16 protein-coding genes and 2 tRNA genes are annotated in these 18,860 nt (G+C 60.9%); 5 read left to right on the forward strand and 13 right to left on the reverse strand.

Annotated elements, in window-relative coordinates; translation table 11 throughout:
* Positions 1 to 909, forward strand: coding sequence for a LysR family transcriptional regulator (locus P5704_003695; GenBank protein ID WOF79615.1), 909 nt, complete (start codon positions 1 to 3; stop codon positions 907 to 909).
* Positions 910 to 1,013: 104 nt separating this feature from the next.
* Here the strand turns inward: P5704_003695 and P5704_003700 are convergent, their stop codons facing one another.
* Positions 1,014 to 2,060, reverse strand: a complete 1,047-nt coding sequence (locus tag P5704_003700; protein ID WOF79616.1) for a low specificity L-threonine aldolase — start codon at positions 2,058 to 2,060, stop codon at positions 1,014 to 1,016.
* 352 nt (positions 2,061 to 2,412) lie between these two features.
* Between P5704_003700 and P5704_003705 the strand changes: the two genes are divergently transcribed.
* Both P5704_003705 and P5704_003710 read left to right on the forward strand, forming a co-directional pair.
* Positions 2,413 to 3,249 carry an isocitrate lyase/phosphoenolpyruvate mutase family protein gene (locus P5704_003705; protein WOF79617.1) on the forward strand — a complete coding sequence of 279 codons (837 nt, stop codon included), beginning with the start codon at positions 2,413 to 2,415 and terminating at the stop codon, positions 3,247 to 3,249.
* A 76-nt stretch (positions 3,250 to 3,325) separates the two neighbouring features.
* Positions 3,326 to 3,559 (forward strand): hypothetical protein, encoded by a 234-nt coding sequence (locus tag P5704_003710; protein ID WOF79618.1) that lies wholly within the window; start codon positions 3,326 to 3,328, stop codon positions 3,557 to 3,559.
* Positions 3,560 to 3,721: 162 nt separating this feature from the next.
* On the opposite strand, the gene P5704_003715 is transcribed toward P5704_003710, so the two are convergent.
* Both P5704_003715 and P5704_003720 read right to left on the reverse strand, forming a co-directional pair.
* Positions 3,722 to 3,798, reverse strand: a tRNA-Asp gene (locus P5704_003715).
* Between the two features lie 37 nt (positions 3,799 to 3,835).
* Positions 3,836 to 3,911: transfer RNA gene (locus P5704_003720), tRNA-Val, on the reverse strand.
* A gap of 257 nt (positions 3,912 to 4,168) precedes the next feature.
* Between P5704_003720 and P5704_003725 the strand changes: the two genes are divergently transcribed.
* Positions 4,169 to 4,813, forward strand: coding sequence for a type II secretion system protein N (locus tag P5704_003725; protein WOF79619.1), 645 nt, complete (start codon positions 4,169 to 4,171; stop codon positions 4,811 to 4,813).
* A 3-nt stretch (positions 4,814 to 4,816) separates the two neighbouring features.
* A complete protein-coding gene (gspD, locus tag P5704_003730) occupies positions 4,817 to 6,754 on the forward strand; it encodes a type II secretion system secretin GspD (GenBank protein ID WOF79620.1) in 1,938 nt (645 codons plus the stop codon).
* Positions 6,755 to 6,822: 68 nt separating this feature from the next.
* On the opposite strand, the gene P5704_003735 is transcribed toward gspD, so the two are convergent.
* From P5704_003735 to P5704_003780, 10 genes are all read right to left on the reverse strand, one after another.
* On the reverse strand, positions 6,823 to 8,034 hold the full coding sequence (locus P5704_003735; GenBank protein ID WOF79621.1) for an O-succinylhomoserine sulfhydrylase: 1,212 nt from the start codon (positions 8,032 to 8,034) through the stop codon (positions 6,823 to 6,825).
* Between the two features lie 48 nt (positions 8,035 to 8,082).
* Complete coding sequence (purF, locus tag P5704_003740) at positions 8,083 to 9,588, reverse strand: amidophosphoribosyltransferase (GenBank protein ID WOF79622.1); 1,506 nt, start codon at positions 9,586 to 9,588, stop codon at positions 8,083 to 8,085.
* A gap of 69 nt (positions 9,589 to 9,657) precedes the next feature.
* Positions 9,658 to 10,170, reverse strand: coding sequence for a CvpA family protein (locus tag P5704_003745; protein WOF81165.1), 513 nt, complete (start codon positions 10,168 to 10,170; stop codon positions 9,658 to 9,660).
* Between the two features lie 128 nt (positions 10,171 to 10,298).
* Positions 10,299 to 10,928 (reverse strand): SPOR domain-containing protein, encoded by a 630-nt coding sequence (locus P5704_003750; protein ID WOF79623.1) that lies wholly within the window; start codon positions 10,926 to 10,928, stop codon positions 10,299 to 10,301.
* A complete protein-coding gene (gene folC, locus P5704_003755; GenBank protein WOF79624.1) occupies positions 10,912 to 12,216 on the reverse strand; it encodes a bifunctional tetrahydrofolate synthase/dihydrofolate synthase in 1,305 nt (434 codons plus the stop codon). The genes P5704_003750 and folC overlap by 17 nt, the downstream gene beginning before the upstream one ends.
* The gene (gene accD / locus P5704_003760) at positions 12,213 to 13,106 is read right to left on the reverse strand and encodes an acetyl-CoA carboxylase, carboxyltransferase subunit beta (GenBank protein WOF79625.1); all 894 of its coding nucleotides are present in this window, start codon (positions 13,104 to 13,106) and stop codon (positions 12,213 to 12,215) included. Before accD ends, folC begins: the two co-directional genes overlap by 4 nt.
* 203 nt (positions 13,107 to 13,309) lie before the next feature.
* Positions 13,310 to 13,933 (reverse strand): phosphoribosylanthranilate isomerase, encoded by a 624-nt coding sequence (locus P5704_003765; GenBank protein WOF79626.1) that lies wholly within the window; start codon positions 13,931 to 13,933, stop codon positions 13,310 to 13,312.
* Between the two features lie 89 nt (positions 13,934 to 14,022).
* The gene (gene truA, locus P5704_003770) at positions 14,023 to 14,883 is read right to left on the reverse strand and encodes a tRNA pseudouridine(38-40) synthase TruA (GenBank protein WOF79627.1); all 861 of its coding nucleotides are present in this window, start codon (positions 14,881 to 14,883) and stop codon (positions 14,023 to 14,025) included.
* Between the two features lie 2 nt (positions 14,884 to 14,885).
* On the reverse strand, positions 14,886 to 17,636 hold the full coding sequence (locus P5704_003775; GenBank protein WOF79628.1) for a FimV/HubP family polar landmark protein: 2,751 nt from the start codon (positions 17,634 to 17,636) through the stop codon (positions 14,886 to 14,888).
* 144 nt (positions 17,637 to 17,780) lie between these two features.
* Positions 17,781 to 18,791 carry an aspartate-semialdehyde dehydrogenase gene (locus tag P5704_003780; protein WOF79629.1) on the reverse strand — a complete coding sequence of 337 codons (1,011 nt, stop codon included), beginning with the start codon at positions 18,789 to 18,791 and terminating at the stop codon, positions 17,781 to 17,783.
* Between the last annotated feature and the right edge of the window lie 69 nt (positions 18,792 to 18,860).

An 18,860-nucleotide genomic window follows, 5' to 3' on the forward strand; every position in this document is an offset into this window, starting at 1 on the left:
ATGCTCGATGGCATGACACTGGATCAGATTCGTACCTTCGTGACCGTGGCCGACAGCGGCAGCTTTCGCTCCGGCGCGGCACGACTGCTGCGCGTGCAATCGGCCATCAGCCACGCCATCGCGAATCTGGAGATGGAACTGGGTCTGCAGCTGTTCGATCGCAGCGGTTACCGCCCCGTCCTCACTCAGGAAGGTCAGGCACTGCTGGCCCACGCTCGCGACATCCTGTTGCGCGCCGATGCCATGCGTGCTCGGGCGCACGCGCTGGGTGCCGGCGTCGAGCTGGAACTAACCCTGGTGGTGGACACGCTGTTTCCGATCGAATCGGTGGCGCAAGCCATCACCCGGGCCAGCGTCGACTTTCCTTCCACCAGCTTTCGCCTGGATTCACAGGCCCTGGGTGGCCCCATCGCAGCGCTGGATGAGAGGCGCTGCACGCTCGCGATCATCGTCGGCGAGGATTTTCACAATCCCCGGCTGGCGCTGGAGGCGATCGGCTCGATTGGCCAGATCGCCGTCATACGCAGCGATCATCCGTTGGCCGAACTCGGCAGCCGAGCACCACTCGGCGTGCCGGATCTCGCCGGTCATCTGCAGATCGTGCTTACCGATCCCACGCCACTCTCCGAGGGCCGCTCATTCGGCGTTCTGTCGCCCTTCACCTGTCGGGTGAACACCCAGGAGGCGAAGGCCGCGCTGATTCGCGCCGGGCTCGGCTGGGGACGGCTCCCGGCATGGCTGGTCGAGGATGATCTGGCTTCAGGGCGGCTGGCGCGCGTCGCCATTCCCGACCTTGGCAGAAACAGCGAAGTGCAATCCGAAGCCTACCTAGCGCACCGGCTGGACGAGCCACTCGGGCCTGTGGCACAGGCGTTTCGCAACGCCTTGCTCGAACAAACCAGAATCTAGCCTCGCGACATCACTGCGCCGACCTTCCAAACGCGCAAGGTTTCAAATAGCCGCTGCCCGCACATTTCCGAGGACACTTCGAACGGCCACCACATCGTCCGCGGCTACAGGGCGTCGGTTACGGCCGCACGTATGTCATCGGCCAGTTGGCGTACCCGCGCTTCGCTGGTGTCCCACGAGCACATGAAGCGTGCACCGCCAACGCCGATGAAGGTGTAGAACATCCAGCCGCGGTTTCTCAGTGCCTCCAGCGCCGATGGCGGCAGGCTGACGAAGACGCCATTGGCCTGCACCGGAAACATCAGCTCTACGCCCGGCAACTGCTGAATCAACTCGGCCAGCAGCTGGGCACAATGGTTGGCGTGTTCGGCGTACCTGAGCCAGGCGCCGTTTTCCAGAAGCCCGACCCACGGTGCCGAAAGAAAACGCATCTTGGAGGCGAGCTGGCCAGCCTGCTTGCAGCGGTACTCGAAATCGGTGGCCAGTTCGCGATTGAAGAACAGGATGGCCTCGCCGACCGCCATGCCGTTCTTGGTGCCGCCGAAACAGAGCACGTCGACGCCAGCTTTCCAACTCAGTTCGGCGGGCGACATGCCCAGATGAGCACAGGCATTGGCGAAGCGCGCGCCGTCCATGTGCAAGTGCAGCCCAAGGTCCTTGCAAGTATCACTGATGGCACGCAGCTCGGCGGGCTGGTAGACGGTACCGATTTCCGTGGCCTGGGTCAGGCTGACCACGCGCGGCTTGGGGTAGTGGATATCCTTGCGCTTGAGGGCGATCTCACGGATGGCCGCGGGCGTCAGCTTGCCTTGCTCGGTCTTGCCGAGCAGCAGCTTGGAGCCGTTGGAGAAGAACTCCGGCGCGCCGCACTCGTCCGTCTCGATGTGCGCAATGTCGGCGCAGATCACGCTGTGGTAGCTCTGGCAAAGGGACGACAGCGCCAGGGAATTGGCCGCCGTACCGTTGAAGGCGAAGAACACCTCGCAGTCGGTCTCGAACAATGCGCGGAAGTGGTCAGCCGCGCGGGTGGTCCATTGGTCATCGCCGTATGCCCTGTCGTGGCCCTGGTTCGCCCTCGCCATGGCTTCCCAGGCTTCAGGGCAGATGCCGGAATAGTTGTCGCTGGCAAATTGCTGCTTGTCGGTCGTCATCAAATCCTCGTTATGGCTTTGCCGGGCGGTTGGTAGCTGCACGTTACGTTGTAGAAGCCAGGGTACGCGAGCGCAAACGGAGCGTAAGACAGGCAGGTGCAGGGTGAAGCTGGCGCCGCATGTCATCAAACCCACCCTCTTCAGCCTCCACGCACCGTCTTAGCACAGATAAGTGCACACCTCGAAGGCGCGATAGGCACGACCGTTCCACAAGGAGGATGACTGGCGCTGTGGTTCCTGCAGCGCATGTTCTGACAACCACGGCACGCCTTATCCCATCTAGTCTTTGACGACGCGCTGCGGCGAATCGAAAAGCGTCGAGCCCCACCCATATCACCAACCAGGAGGGTTCATGGTCCATCCCAGTGTGTCGCAAAAACGTGCCGCCTTTCGTGCACTGCACCAATCGGGCTGCTTCGTCCTGCCCAATCCCTGGGATGCCGGCAGCGCGAGCGTCCTCGCAGGTCTCGGTTTCAAGGCGCTGGCGACGACCAGCTCTGGCTACGCCTGGTCGTGTGCCCGTGCCGACGGACAGATGCCGCGCGACGAGGTCCTGGCCCATATGCGCTATATGGTCCAAGCCACCCATCTGCCGGTGAACGCCGATTTCGAGAGTGGCTACGCCGATACGCCCGAAGGCGTTGCCGAAAGCGTGCAAATGGCGGTCGGGACCGGCGTGGCGGGTATTTCCATCGAGGATTCCACAGGCGACCCGCGCGAGCCGTTACGCGAGATTGCCGAGGCAACCGAGCGAATGTGCGCGGCACGGGAGGCGATCGACGCTACCGGAGGCGAAACATTGCTGATCGGGCGCGCCGAGAACTTCTTCGTGGATCGCCCTGATCTCGACGACACACTTGCACGCCTGAAAGCCTATGCCGACGCAGGCGCCGACTGCCTTTACGCACCAGGCCTGAGAACCCGCGAGCAGATCAGCGCCGTCGTCGCGGCAGTCTCGCCAAAGCCGGTCAATGTACTGATTGGCTGGAACAGCGACCTGACCGTTCAGGACCTCGCCGACCTCGGCGTCAGGCGCATCAGCGTCGGCGGGGCCTTGGCGCGAGCGGCATGGGCCGGTTTTCTGCAAGCAGCACGGTCCATCGCCGAGCATGGACGATTCGATGGTTTTGCCAACGCGGCCTCTGGAGCGGAGCTCGACGCGCTCTTTGGCAAATGCGATAGGCCATGACGAGCAACGGGTGATGCGTTCACGACAGAGCGCTGAAGGTTGTGTGATCGCTCGGCCGCCAGCACGGCGGGGCCTGATGAAGCTGATGTACCGCGCCGATCGCATCGTGGTGATGAACAAGGGCATGATCGAGCAGATCGGCATTCCGGCGGGGTCTACGCCAACCCGGCCAGCGAGTTCGTCTATCACTGTGGGTAGAGACCACGGCCAGCCTAGCGGACTTGCAGCGAGGCAGCGCATTGTTTTTCACGCCAATCGCTGGCACCGGGCGATCACAACTGCCGTCGTCGGGCTGCCTATGATTGATTAGCGGCGAACTGGCGGCGCAAGGCCGGCTCGTTTTTGCCGACTGCGCCCAACTCCGGGCCCACCAATGCTGGGGTGGCAGCGCTTTTCAATAGGCACAAAAAAAAGCTGCCCTTGGGCAGCTTCTCTTGCCTCATCACTTCCAAAGGAAGTGAGCGGAGTAATATGGCGCAGCGGACGGGACTCGAACCCGCGACCCCCGGCGTGACAGGCCGGTATTCTAACCGACTGAACTACCGCTGCGCGTCGGCCGGACTTTCGTCCGAAATCTCACAAAGGTTGGTGGCTGATGACGGGATCGAACCGCCGACCCCCTGCGTGTGATGCAGGTGCTCTCCCAGCTGAGCTAATCAGCCGATCGCCTTGCGAGGCGCGCAATTTACTCACCCCCCTAAGCTAAGTCAACAACAGCATTGAATTTTTTTTACTGAACTGTGGTCAACTGGAGCTGCCACGTCGCTTTGTAACCTTGGTCCTTCACCATCGTTTCGCCAAGAGTGCCTGTAAATTCGCTGCGGCATCCGCGAAATTGTTCTAAAAAGTGCTGTATCGCCTGACAGAGGCAACCCGTGTACAGGGAACCGAACAACAAAAGCGCCACGGAGTATTTCGCTTGCCACTACCGGGAAAACTGGACAACTACCGCCGCTACGTTCCACTCATCATCAGTACCCTGCTGCTCTGCGTATTCGCGGTCTACCTCGCGATGCAGATCGAGCAATGGATGAAGCTGTCTCGCGCCCCTGCTCCATCCGACATCTACGAGCAGCAAGCCGGCAACCTGGGCCAGCCCGATATGCAGCGGCTGGAAATACTGTTCGGCTCGGCGCCCCCCTCTGAATCCTATGCGCCTACTGCGGCTGCCAGTGGCTTTACCTTGCGCGGCAGCTTCGTGCACATGGATCCGCAGCGCTCCAGTGCCATTGTCCAGGTCGACGGGCAACCGCCACGGCTCTACTGGCAGGGCGAAGAGCTGGCCAGTGGCGTGAGCCTGCATCAGGTCTACCCTGATCGCGTGGAGCTGTTGCGCAACGGCACCGTCGAAGTGCTGCATTTTCCTCAGGTACGCTCGCCAAGCTACATTCCCGAAGAGATGACCGAAGCGCCCTATCAGGATCAACCAACCTATGCCGAGCCACCGGACGAGGAGACACAGCTGATGCAGCAGCAGATGGACGCCTTGCGTCAGCAGCTGGAAGAAGCCGTCAACCAACCCGGTGCCGCCCCCGCCAACGACCAGCCCACGGAAGACAATTGACCGATGCCGAAGCCTTTTTCGCGCCCGTTGCTTGCCCTGCTCGCCACCGGCCTGCTGGCCGCCCCGCTGCCTTTGCTTGCCGTCGAACCCGGTATCGAGCCGAGCCCCAATCAACAGGACGGCTGGACGATCAACCTCAAGGATGCGGACATCCGCGCCTTCATCGATCAGATCAGTCAGCTCAGTGGGCAGACGTTCATCGTCGATCCGCGAGTGAAGGGGCAAGTCAGCGTGGTATCCAATGCCACGCTGTCGCTGAGCGAGGTGTACCAGCTGTTCCTCTCGGTCATGGCCACGCACGGATTCAGCGTGCTGACTCAGGGCGATGTCGCCCGGGTAGTTCCGAACGCCGAGGCCAAGGCCGAAGCGGGCGGCGGGCCTACCGGCGGCGATCAGCTGGAAACCCGGGTGATCCAGGTGCAGCACACCTCTGCGGCCGAACTGATACCTCTGATCCGCCCGCTGGTCCCGCAATTCGGCCATCTTGCTGCGGTGTCGTCGGCCAATGCACTGATCATCAGTGATCGCAGCGCCAATATCGCGCGCATCGAGGATCTGGTGCGGCAACTCGATCGGGCTGAGAGCAACGATTATGCCGTGCTCAATCTGCAGCACGGCTGGGCAATGGATATCGCCGAAGTGCTGCGCAACTCGCTGATGCGCGGTGATGCGAAAACCACCTCCGGCGTACAGATCATCGCCGACTCACGCACCAACCGGTTGATCTTCATCGGCCCCAGCGAGGCCCGCGGCAAGCTGGCAGCGCTGGCCCAGTCCCTCGATACGCCGACCACACGCTCGGCCAATACGCGCGTCATTCGCTTGCGTCACAACGATGCAAAATCCCTGGCCGAAACCCTGGGCGATATTTCCGAGGGCCTGAAAAACCCCGAAAGCGGCGAGTCCGCCACGACTGCCCGGCCGCAGAACATCCTCATCCGCGCCGACGAAAGCCTGAACGCCCTGGTCCTGCTCGCCGATCCTGAGCTGATCGGCACTTTGGAGAGCATCGTTCGCCAGCTGGATGTTCCCCGCGCGCAGGTGATGGTCGAAGCGGCCATCGTCGAGGTTTCCGGTGACATCACCGACGCCCTCGGCGTGCAGTGGGCGGTCGACGCGCGCGGTAGTACTGGCGGAGCCGGTGGCGTCAGTTTCGGCAACACCGGCATTTCGGTCGGTAGCGTGCTCAATGCGATCAACGAGAACGAGATCCCGGAGAACCTGCCCGACGGCGCGATCATCGGCGTTGGAACTCGCAGTTTCGGCGCACTGATTACCGCGCTGTCGTCCAACAGCAAGAGCAATCTGCTGTCGACGCCGAGCCTGCTGACGCTGGACAACCAGGAAGCCGAGATTCTTGTCGGCCAAAACGTCCCGTTCCAGACAGGCTCCTACACCACCGATGCCGCGGGCGCGAACAACCCCTTCACCACCATCGAGCGCCAGGATATCGGGGTGACCCTCAAGGTGACGCCGCACATCAACGAAGGCGCCACGCTACGCCTGCAGATCGAGCAGGAGATTTCCTCGATCGCGCCCAGCGCCAGCCTGACGGCCCAGGCGGTGGACCTGGTGACCAACAAGCGCGCAATCAAGAGCACCATCCTTGCCGAGGATGGCCAGGTCATCGTGCTCGGCGGCCTGATTCAGGACGACGTCACCCGCACCAACGCCAAGGTGCCGCTGCTCGGAGACATTCCCTTTCTGGGCGCACTGTTCCGCTCGACTCAGGAAACCCACGTCAAACGCAACCTGATGGTGTTTCTGCGGCCTACGGTCATTCGCGACCGTGCCGGTCTGGCCGCTCTTTCAGGGAAGAAATACAGCGATATTCGGGTCATCGAAACGGATTCGGCCAACCCCAGCATCCTGCCGGCGAATCCTGCACAACTGTTCGACGGACGAGGCGAGCCGGCACCGGCCATCGATCTGCGTCAGTGAAAAAAGGACACAAGCACTCGTGCCCGACCTGCTTGCGCAGGCCCGGCACGGCATCCTCATGACTTGGCTTAGAGCGCTGAGAGACCGCGAGCCAGATCGGCCTTGAGGTCAGCAACATCTTCCAGCCCGACCGCTACCCGAATCAGGCTGTCAGAGATGCCTGCGGTCGCGCGATCCTCGGCGGACAGCCGACCATGGGTGGTCGAGCCCGGATGGGTGATTGTGGTCTTACTGTCGCCCAAATTGGCCGTGATCGAGATCAGGCGAGTCGCATCGATGAAGCGCCACGCGGCCTCCTTGCCTCCAGCAACCTCGAAACTCACCACCGCACCGAACCCCTTCTGCTGACGCTTGGCCAGCTCGTGCTGTGGATGGCTGGACAAACCCGCATAGTAGACGCGCTCGATACCGGGCTGCTGCTCCAGCCATTCGGCAAGCTCCTGAGCACTGACACAGTGCGCCTGCATGCGCAGCCGCAACGTTTCCAGCCCCTTGAGGAAGACCCAGGCGTTGAACGGACTGAGCGTCGGACCGGCGGTACGCAGAAAACCGACCAGTTCCTTCATCTGCTCGCTACGACCTGCAACCACACCACCCAGACAACGGCCCTGGCCATCGATGTACTTGGTCGCGGAATGAATGACGATATCGGCACCCAATGCCAGCGGTTGCTGCAACACCGGTGTGCAGAAGCAGTTGTCGACGGCCAGCATCGCGCCCTTGGCGTGACAGAGCTGCGCCAGCGCAGCGATGTCCACCAACTCGGCCAATGGGTTGGACGGCGACTCAACGAACACCAGCTTGGAGTTCTCCTTGAACGCGGACTCCCACGCAGCGAAATCGGTGAGCGGCACATAGTCGACCTGCACACCGAAACGCTTCAAGTACTTCTCGAACAAGGAAACGGTAGCGCCGAATACGCTACGCGATACCAGCACATGATCGCCTGCCGAGCACAGGCTCATCACTGTGGCGAGGATGGCCGCCATGCCGGATGCCGTGGCAACCGCCTGCTCTGCACCCTCGAGCGCCGCCATGCGCTCCTCGAACGCGCGAACGGTGGGATTGGTGTAACGCGAATAAACATTGCCCGGCACGTCACCGGCGAAGCGCGCCGCCGCATCGGCGGCACTACGAAACACATAACTGGAAGTGAAGAACAGTGGCTCACCGTGTTCGGCTTCCGGTGTGCGCCGTTGCCCGGCGCGTACCGCAAGCGTATCGAGCCCGGCGCCTTGAAGATCGCTGTCCAGCCGTCCGGCATCCCATTCAGTCGTCATAGCTCTTACCTCGGCCGCGGGCAGCCTAGGCTGCCACGCCGGCATGAATCAGTTGTTGTAGAGATCGATGATGGCGCTGACCGCGTTGGTCTTGACCTTGCTCAGGTCATTACGGGCTTGCTCGATCTTGTGCAGATAGGCTTCGTCGATGTCACCGGTGATGTAATTGCCATCGAAAACCGCGCAATCAAAGTTGTCGATCTTGACCTTGCCGCCCCCAACCGCGTCGATGAGGTCCTCCAGATCCTGGTAGATCAGCCAGTCGGCACCGATCAGCTCGGCGACCTCTTCGGTGGTACGGTTGTGCGCGATCAGCTCGTGCGCGCTGGGCATATCGATGCCGTACACATTCGGATAACGCACCGCCGGCGCGGCGGAGCAGAAGTAGACATTCTTCGCCCCTGCCTCGCGGGCCATCTGAATGATCTGCTTGCAGGTGGTGCCGCGAACGATGGAGTCATCCACCAGCATCACATTCTTGCCACGGAACTCGAGATCGATGGCGTTGAGCTTCTGCCGAACCGATTTTTTCCGCGCCGCCTGGCCGGGCATGATGAAAGTACGACCGATGTAGCGGTTCTTGACGAAGCCTTCGCGGAACTTCACACCGAGGCGATTGGCCAGCTCCAGCGCAGCGGTGCGGCTGGTGTCGGGAATCGGGATGACCACGTCGATGTCGTGCTCTGGACGCTCGCGCAGGATCTTGTCGGCCAGCTTCTCGCCCATGCGCAACCGCGCCTTGTAAACCGAAACACCATCCATCAGGGAGTCGGAACGCGCCAGATAAACGTACTCGAAGATGCAGGGTGCGAGTTTCGGCGCATCCGCGCACTGGCGGGTGAACAGCTTGCCGTCAGCCGTGATGTAAACCGCTTCGCCCGGCGCCAGGTCGCGAATCAGGGTAAAGCCGAGCACGTCGAGCGATACGCTTTCGGAGGCGATCATGTACTCGACGCCTTCGTCGGTATGGCGCTGGCCGAACACGATCGGGCGGATCGCATTGGGATCGCGGAAGCCGACGATGCCGTAACCGGTGACCATCGCCACGACCGCATAGCCGCCACGGCAGCGCTCGTGAACCTTGCTCACTGCGGCGAAGACGTCTTCTTCGGTCGGCTGCAGCTTGCCGCGTACCGCCAGTTCATGGGCGAACACGTTGAGCAGCACTTCCGAGTCGGAGCTGGTATTCACATGGCGCAGATCCGACTCGTAGATTTCCTTGGTCAGCTGATCGACATTGGTCAGGTTGCCGTTGTGCGCCAGGGTAATGCCGTAAGGCGAGTTGACGTAGAACGGCTGTGCCTCGGCGGAGCTGGAGCTACCCGCGGTGGGGTAGCGGATGTGGCCGATGCCCATGTTGCCGACCAAGCGCTGCATATGGCGCTGCTGAAAGACATCGCGAACCAGGCCGTTATCCTTGCGCAGAAACAGCCGGCCGTCATGGCTCGTAACGATACCGGCTGCATCCTGGCCGCGGTGCTGCAGTACGGTAAGCGCGTCATACAGCGCCTGATTGACGTTCGACTTACCGACGATGCCGACAATGCCACACATGCAAGGAACCTCTCAGTTATTACAGGCAGACCGGATACGGCGGCAGCCGAACATCCGTAGAAAAAAGACTCAACCGGGCGGGTTGAGTGATCCGGCGAACCACTGGCCGCTGAACCCTAGAATGAGGTTCTTCGACCAGTCGGCGATCAGGAGAAAGTGCGGCAACAACGCTGACTCGCGCCACCAGAGGTCCTGCTCGACCGGCGCCAGGCTCAGCAATCCGGCAAGCACCACCACCAATAGACCACCCCGTGCCGCACCAAACACCATGCCGAGAAAGCGATCGGTGCCGGACAAACCCGTCACCCTGATCAGCTCGCCAATCAGAAAATTAACCAGTGCCCCTACCAGCAAGGTAGCCACGAACAGCAACGCGCAGGCTGCGATGACTTGCGCCGAAGGCGTGCTGATGTATTCCGCGAGATGGTGGGATAACGCACCACCGAACATCCATGCGACCACACCGGCAACGATCCAGGTAACCAGCGAAAGCGCTTCTTTCACGAAACCACGTTTCAAGCTGATCAGGCTCGATACTGCAATGACGGCGATGATGGCCCAATCGACCCAGGTGAATGCCACGATGTCTTCTGCAATGGGGAAAAGGCGGCGCATTTTAGCAGAGCAGGAGCGCCAGGAATACGCGCTGGCTACCCGACGGCACTCCGCGGTCGGGGCCTGTCGTCAGCACCCGGTCAGCGCATCGACGATCAGCTTCCTTCCGGCTTGAAGCGAACGACGAAGCCATCGAGTTTCTGCTGGCGCTGCAACACATCGCGAAGCCGATTCGCTTCGCTACGCTCGACGAGCGGTCCTACGAAGACGCGATTCATGCCATCGGCGGTGCGGATGTAGGCGTTGTAGCCCTGCGAACGCAACGTTTGCTGCAGGCTTTCGGCACTGGCGCGATTGGACAGGCTGGCCAATTGGATCGACCAGCTGACCGGCAGGTTGTCGTTATCCAGCCGTGGCTCGACTTTGGCTGGCTGCGGTTGCTCCACCGGCGGCTGCGCAACTGGCGCTGGCTCGCTCGGAGCGACCGGCTCGATGGGCTCGATCGGCGCCGGAGCCTGCTCATCGGTTGTTGATGCCGCCTCTGCCTCGGCACCTTCCTCGATGATCTCGAAACCCTCAGGCACCGACGCCGGCTCCGGCACCTCGACCTGCTGCATCTCGATTTCAGCCGGAGCCGGTGCTGCAGGGATGGTGGGCGCATCGACGGTGACGTGGCGCAGATCGTCCTCACGATTGAACAGCATCGGCACGAATATGACCGCCAGCGCAATCAACACCAGAGCGCCAACCATGCGCTGCAGCAATCCCTTATCCAGCATCGCCATTCCAACTATCCCCCGCCCGTTGTTCCAGCCAGTCAAGCGCAGCCGCCACGCAATAGAACGATCCGAAAACCACTACTTCATCACCGGCTTCGGCCTTCGCGCATTGAGCATCGAGCGCCTGCTCGAAGCTCGCATACTGGCTGACCGACGCGCCCCGCTCAAGCAGTGCTGCAGCCAATTGTGTAGCGGATTGCGTTCGCGGCGTAGGCAGCGGAGCGACGGCCCAATCGGCGATGCTGGAGGACATCGCTTCGAGCACACCGTTGAGATCCTTATCCGCCAGCAGACCAAAAACAGCCAGACGACGACCATCTACTGACCGCTGCTCAAGACGTTGCGCGAGGTAGCTTGCGGCATGAGGATTATGTCCAACGTCCAGCAGCAGCGCGATTTCGCGGTCGCGCCAGCAGACCTGCCGCCTATCGAGACGCCCTACGACGCGTGTCCGCTGAAGTGCCGCAGTCAAAGCTGCCGGCTCCCATGGCAAGCCAAGCGTGGCATAGGCTTGTAGAGCAAGGGCAGCGTTCTCCATTGGCAATGACAGCAGCGGCAGGTCATGCAGCTCCAACGGCTCACCGCCAGGCCCGACGCCCCGCCAATGCCAGGCGTGAGGATCAAGCGCCACGTCGAAATCCCTTCCGCGCAGCAACAGCGGTGATTTCAGCGACTCTGCGTGTTCGAGCAATGGCATCGGAACATCCAGATCGCCACAAAGCGCGGGGATGCCGTCGCGCATGATCCCGGCCTTTTCATACGCAACACTGTCGCGGGTATCGCCCAGCCAATCGGCATGATCGAGCCCGATATTGGTGATCACCGCTAGATCCGCGTCGATGACGTTGACGGCATCGAGACGACCACCAAGACCGACTTCCAGCACCACGGCGTCGAGCCCGCTCCGCTCGAAAAGCCAGAAGGCTGCAAGAGTGCCCATTTCGAAATAGGTCAGCGAAACTTCGCCTCGCGCCGCCTCCACCGCAGAAAAGGCCTGGCAGAGCTGATCATCGCTGGCCTCGCGGCCGTCGAACTGAACGCGCTCGTTGTAACGCAGAAGATGCGGCGAGCTATAGCTACCGACCTTGTATCCCCGACTACTCAGCAGCGCAGCAATGAATGCGCAGGTAGAGCCTTTGCCATTCGTACCCGTGACGGTGATCACCAGCGGAGCCGGCCGTGTCAGACCAAGCCGCCCCACCACCGCCCGGACCCTGTCCAGGCCCATGTCTATGGCAGTGGGATGCAGTTGCTCGAGATAGGCGAGCCAGTCGGCCAGACTCCAAGCGGTCATGCAGTAGCCGTGACCTGGGCAGGCTCCACCGGGCTTGGCAATTTCTGCATCTGGGCCAGCAAGCGCGACAAGCGAGTACGCAGTTCGGAGCGAGGGATGATCAGATCGATAGCACCATGGTCCAGCAGGAACTCGCTGCGCTGGAAGCCTTCCGGCAGTTTTTCTCGTACGGTCTGCTCGATCACTCGCGGACCGGCAAAGCCGATCAATGCCTTAGGCTCGGCGACGATCACATCACCAAGCATCGCCAGACTCGCAGACACGCCACCGTAGACCGGATCGGTCAGCACGGAGATGAACGGCAAGCCCTCTTCACGCATGCGGGCCAGCACCGCTGAAGTCTTTGCCATCTGCATCAGGGAGATCAGCGCCTCCTGCATCCGGGCACCGCCCGACGCGGAGAAACACACCAGCGGGCAACGCTTTTCCAGAGCAACATTGGCGGCCCGCACGAAACGTTCGCCAACGATCGCACCCATGGAGCCCCCCATGAACGAGAACTCGAAGGCACAAGCCACGACCGGGATGTTGACGACCTTTCCGCTCATTGCGATCAGTGCGTCTTTCTCGCCGGTCTGCTTCTGTGCAGCGGAGAGACGATCCTTGTACTTCTTGCTATCGCGGAACTTCAGGCGATCGACCGGCTCCAGCTCGGCAGCGATCTCTTCGCGGCCCTCGGCATCGAGGAAGATGTCGAGCCGGCTACGGGCATCGATACGCATGTGATGCTGGCACTTGGGGCAAACATCGAGCGTCTTTTCCAGCTCGGGGCGGTACAGAACCGCCTCGCAAGAGGGGCACTTATGCCACAGGCCTTCGGGGACCGAGCTCTTTTGCGTCTCCGACCGCATGATCGAAGGGATCAGTTTGTCTACCAGCCAGTTGCTCATGCTCTTGTTCTCCAAAGCTTCAGTCCCGAGCGCACTCGCGCTGCAGGCAGATTCATCGTTGCGACCAGACGTATCAGGCACTCTTGGTCGCGTGAGCGATGCGCCAAAAGGCGCACTCGCGAAACTCCGACTCCTTCAGGCGAGGAATCACGCGGCTGGTAACACCAGCGACTCGTTACTGGACGGCAAAGGCTGTCCAGGCGTCACATGGCCGATCGAACGTGATCGACAAAGGCCATCACCTTGGAAGCATCTTTGATGCCCTTGCTCGCCTCCACCCCACCGCTGACATCCACTGCATACGGCCGAACCTGAGCAATGGCTTGTTGAACGTTCTCAGCGGTCAGTCCGCCCGCGAGAATCAGTGGTTTGGTCAGCGTCGGTGGGATCAGCGACCAATCGAAGCGCTCGCCCGTTCCGCCCGGCACGCCCGCCACGAAGGTATCCAGAAGGATGCCGCTGGCATTTGCATAGCCCGCGACTTGAGCCTCGATATCCTCGCCGTTCCCTACACGTAGCGCCTTGAACCATGGCCGATGAAAACCCTCGCACTGCGCCGGCGTTTCGTCGCCATGAAACTGCAGCATATCCAACGGAACGGCGTCGAGAATCTCGTTGACCTCGCAGCGACTGGCGTTGACGAACAGGCCTACCGTCGTGACAAACGGCGGCAATGCCGCAACGATCTCGCGCGCCTGCCGCACGCCGACCGCACGTGGGCTCTTGGCATAGAAGACCAAACCAATGGCATCGGCACCCGCCTTGGCTGCCGTCAAGGCATCCTCGACGCGAGTGATTCCGCATATCTTGCTGCGAACGACTGACAACGGATGCTTACCTGTCAAAAGGGAAACCGGATGGTAACAAAAGACCTGCTGGCTGCAAGCGAATAGGCAAATGGCACCTGCCGAATGCGTCAGCGACGAACATCCGGTAAACCTGACAGAAAGTGCGGACCGAGATAGCGCTCGGGTAACTCGAACTCCTCGGGATAATCGACTTCGATGAGATAGAGCCCGTACGGATGCGCCGTCACTCCGCCCGTTCGGCGTACACGAGACTCCAGCACTTGCGCAGCCCACTCCACCGGTCGCTCGCCTGCACCGATGGTCATCAGAACGCCGGCGAAATTGCGCACCATATGATGCAGAAAGGCATTGGCCCGAACATCGATGACGATCAGCCGGCCGTGTTCGAGCAACTCCAGGTGATGAATGGTTTTAATCGGCGACTTGGCCTGACACTGCCTGGCCCGGAAAGCACTGAAATCATGTGTTCCCACAAACGCCGCGGCAGCGGAACGCATACGTTCGATGTCGAGTGGGCGGTGGTTCCAGGTAACCTCTTCGGCCATGTGCGCTGGCCGAATCTGATCGTTGTAGATCACATAGCGATAACGGCGAGCCATCGCACTGAAGCGCGCATCGAAATGACGCGGCATCTCCTTCGCCCAGGTGACGCTGATGTCCGATGGCAGATTCATGTTTGCGCCCATCACCCATGCATGCATGGTTCGCGAGACCGGCGTATCGAAGTGCACGACCTGTCCACTGGCATGGACCAACGCATCTGTGCGACCGGCGCAGCTAAGCGTGACGGAGTGGCCACCCGCCACTTTGGTCAGCGCGGTCTCGAGTGATTCCTGGATGGATGGCACACCGGCACGCTGGCGCTGAAATCCGCGATAGCGGGATCCCTTGTATTCAACACCGAGTGCGATCCTGGAAACGCCGACGGCAGCCATTTCGGCTGCCGTTTGGGGTACTGCTTGGGTCATGATCAGGCTAGTTTGGCGAGCATCTCTCGCGCCTCTTGCTGCTGGACATCGCTACCCTCGGAGATCACTTCATCCAGGATGTCGCGTGCACCTTCAGCGTCGCCCATGTCGATATAGGCTCTGGCGAGATCCAGCTTGGTGGTGGTTTCGTCGGTGTCGGAGAAGAAATCGAAGTCGTCGTCCGTACCGCCGTCGGCGTCAGTCTCAGCCAGGGCGTCAGCAGAAGCAATGGTCGGCTCCTCCAGTTCCTTGGACAGATCCTCCAGATCAGCCTCCACCTCATTCAGCTTGTCGGCAAAGGTTTCCGGTTGCGCCTCGAACTCGGGCTCATCCAGCGAAATATCGAACCCTTCAGGCAAATCGTCGCTCGGACTCGCTACAGGCTCCGACAGTTCGAAATCGAGATCATCACTTTCAAACGTGGCAGGACCTTCAACCGGCTCTTCGTCGAGATTGAGCGAAAACTCTGTGGGGGCTTGCTCCGTTCCTTTGTCGCCGTCCAGATCGAACGAGAAATCGGAAAGGTCGTCCGACTCGGCCTCTTGCGCGGCCTTATCTTCTTCGAGATCGAAGGAGAAATCGCTGGCTGCAGGCGAGGCATCGCGCTCGGTGACCGGCTCATCCAATGTCAGGTCGGCGAAGTCCAAAGAGTCGTCCGCAGATGCAGCCGGACGCTCTTCGTTCAGATCGATATCCAGGTCATCCAGGCTGAGATCGAACGCATCGTCCAGATCCTGCCCTGCGGCCGGGGCTGCCGGCTCATCGAGCTGCAGGTCATCAAGATCTAGGCTATCCATGTCCACATGAGTGGCGGCGACAGCTGCCGAACCTCCGAGCGCCGCAGCCATGGCGGGATACTTGTACTTGAGCTGCTCGACTTCGGTGGTAGCACCACCAATTTCACGTAGTTCAGCCTCTTCACGGGCGAAGCCATCACGATTGCCTAGCTCCGCATACACTTCCATCAGTTTCAGCCGCAGGTCGCTCCGCTGAGGCTCGTCATTGAGAGCGTTCTGCAGCAGTTCTGCAGCCTGATTAAAGCGGCCATATGCGATGTAGATGTCCGCCTCGGCCAACGCATCACCTGTAGTAGAGGTCAGTTCATCCGCCGCAGCCGGAGTATCGGCATGGAAGGAAGTCGACTCCGGTTGATGCTCCTGGCCCAAATCAACGTACGCTGGCGATCCAACTCGCAGATCGTCAACCGTGTCATCCGCCATCAGGCTTTCTTGCAGCTCTGCCTCTTTCATCGCATTGCGACGGGAAAGAGCCATCAGCCCCAGCAGTAACAGCAACAGAGCACTGCCACCGACGACACCGAGCAGCAAGGTGTTGGACAGTAGATCATCAATCAGGCTTTTGGGCTCGGGCTCGACAACAGGCGCGACCGGTTTCGCTGGGCTGGCTGGTTTTGCAGCAGGCCTGGACGCCGCGGGCTGCTCGGCCGGTGCCGGAGCAGCGACTGGCGCAGGCTCCTGCGGGGTCTCGACAGCAGAATCGGTCTGGGCGTCCCCGTCAGCGCGGGCCGACTCCTGCGCATTACCTTCAGTTACCTGGGGTTCTGTTGCAGCTGTAGGCTGACTGGCGACGTTCTCATCCAGAGCCGGTGCCTGACCTTCTGCGCCGACCTGGGCCTGCAGCTTGGCAAGCTGGTCATCCTTGAGCTGCATAAGCCGTTGCAGCTTTTCCAGCTGCCCTTGGAGATCATTCAGACGATCCTTGAGCTCGTCGTTCTCACGACGGCTGGAGTCAAGGCTCTCCTGAGTCACCGCAAGCTTGTCGCGCAAGGCCTGGCCGCCTTCGGCAGAACCGGTGTCGGAGCCGGCAGTTTCCTTGCCCGCATCGGCCGCGACCAGACGAAGGCTGTCACGGGACTCGCTACGCGACGGTGCTGCTCCAGCCTCGGTACGACGGGTTGCATCCAGCTGGCGAGCGCCTGCAACCGCGCCACCACTACCCTGACGCCATGCCGCATTCTGCTCCGCGACCTGAGCGATCGCCTCGGCCTGAGAGCGAGTAGATATCTGCTCGGCATCCGGCAGACGAAGTACCTGACCGCTCTTCATCCGGTTGATATTGCCGCCAATGAAGGCATCAGGGTTGAGATCCTGAATTGCCAGCATCGTCTGGTGAACCGTCCCATTGCGACGATTGCGCTCCGCGACCTCCCACAGGGTGTCGCGCGCGGAAGTCCTGTATTCGCTACCGCCGCTCTGCGGGGCGCTTACCGACTGAACTGCGGTCGAGCGCGTTGCAGACGGACGAGCTGGCGCAGAACGCACTGGTTCTACTGTTCGGGACGGAGCGGAAATGGGCAACTGCGGTGCTGCGGCCGCTGCGGTTTCCGGTGAATAGAGTGGCGGATCGAGCAGCAGAGTGTATTCACGAAGCAGGCGACCACTGGGCCAGAGGACTTCTACGAGAAAATTGAGATAGGGCTCGCGTACCGGCTTGCTGGACGAAACCTGAATGACGCTCTTTCCGTTCGGACGCAGTACTGGAGTGAATTTCAGGTCCGTCAGAAAGTACTGGCGATCGATACCGGCGCGATTGAACTCTTCGAGCGAGGCCAGTACCGGAATCACCTCCCCCGGGGCCAGGCTGTTTGCATCCAGCAGCTCGATTTCCGCGATCAGCGGTTGATTCAATGACGACTGAAGCGTGACCTCTCCCAACCCAAGCGCGTGGGCCATTTCTGTAGTCAGCGCGGTAGCAGCCGCGATTGCCAGCACCAGATTGCGAACCCGAACCATTATTTAATCCCTTGTTTATCTTTTTCTCGAACTACGAGAGGGTCTTATGTCACTGCCCGCGCCACCTGGCGGTGGCTCCCCATCAGCGATAAGCCGTTCAGCGCATCGGCTAGAAATATTCTTCGAATTACCAGTAAGTATCTTTTACAGATAGTCTTTTATCAACAACTCACCAGACTGCACAGCGTTTAGTGCCGCGCCTTTTCGCACGTTATCAGACACAATCCACAAATTGACTTCCCGTGGATCGCAGATGCCTCGACGAAGCCTTCCGACATAGATCACATCCTGCCCGAGCGCGTCACCAACCGCTGTCGGATAGTCGTCCGGCTCCACCAGCTCAACCCCTTGCGCCGCTTCAAGAGCCGCAGACAGCGCTTGCATATCCGCCTCGACGCCCCCCTGCAACGAGACGATGAGGCTCTCCCCGAAGAACACCGGAGCCTGAACGAACGTAACAGAGACGGCGAGTTCCGGCATATCCAGGAGCTGACGAAGCTCTTCAACCAGACGCCGCTCCTGCACTCCATATCCTTGTGCGTCGACCGCCTCCGCTTGCGCGAGCATATTGAATGCCATCTGTCGACCGAATACTCGAGGCTCCAAAGGTCGTGCATTGAGCAATTCGGATGTCTGCCGGGCAAGCTCCTTCACGCCTGCCGAACCACGGCTGGACACTGGCAGACAGGCCGTAACAGTCACTCGATGCAAATCCAGCTGTTGCCGGATCGGCGTCAAAGCAATGGCCAGCGCGACCGATTCAGGCAGTGGACTGGCAATGGCGCGCGGCTCGGGTAACGAGTCGAGCAGCACGCCGTTAACCTCTGGCACCATGCACAGCTGCTGCTCGACGGGTATCGAGGCGGATAGATCGACAATTCGACAGCCAGCTGCTAATGCCTTGATGCGGCACTCGCTCAGCAATGCCGAGGCAGCGACCAGAAACACCAGCTGCACTCGACTGAAGTCGAAGCGATCTGCCTCGCCTACACGCAGATTCCGGCCATTGAATGGCACCGTATGCCCGACACCCTCGCTGTCATCCAACAGATGCAGCTCGGTAACCGGAAACGCCCGCTCCTCGAGCACCTCGATCAGTGCTTCGCCTACCAGGCTGACCGCACCTACGACCGCAACACCGACACCTGTAGGCATCGTCACCTCCACGCATTAAGGACCGGCACTGTAGCGAAATGGCAGACCACTGCAACCAGCGCCGCCGAG

Origin of the sequence: Pseudomonas sp. FeN3W (genome assembly GCA_030263805.2) — a bacterium.
GTDB lineage: Bacteria > Pseudomonadota > Gammaproteobacteria > Pseudomonadales > Pseudomonadaceae > Stutzerimonas > Stutzerimonas stutzeri_G.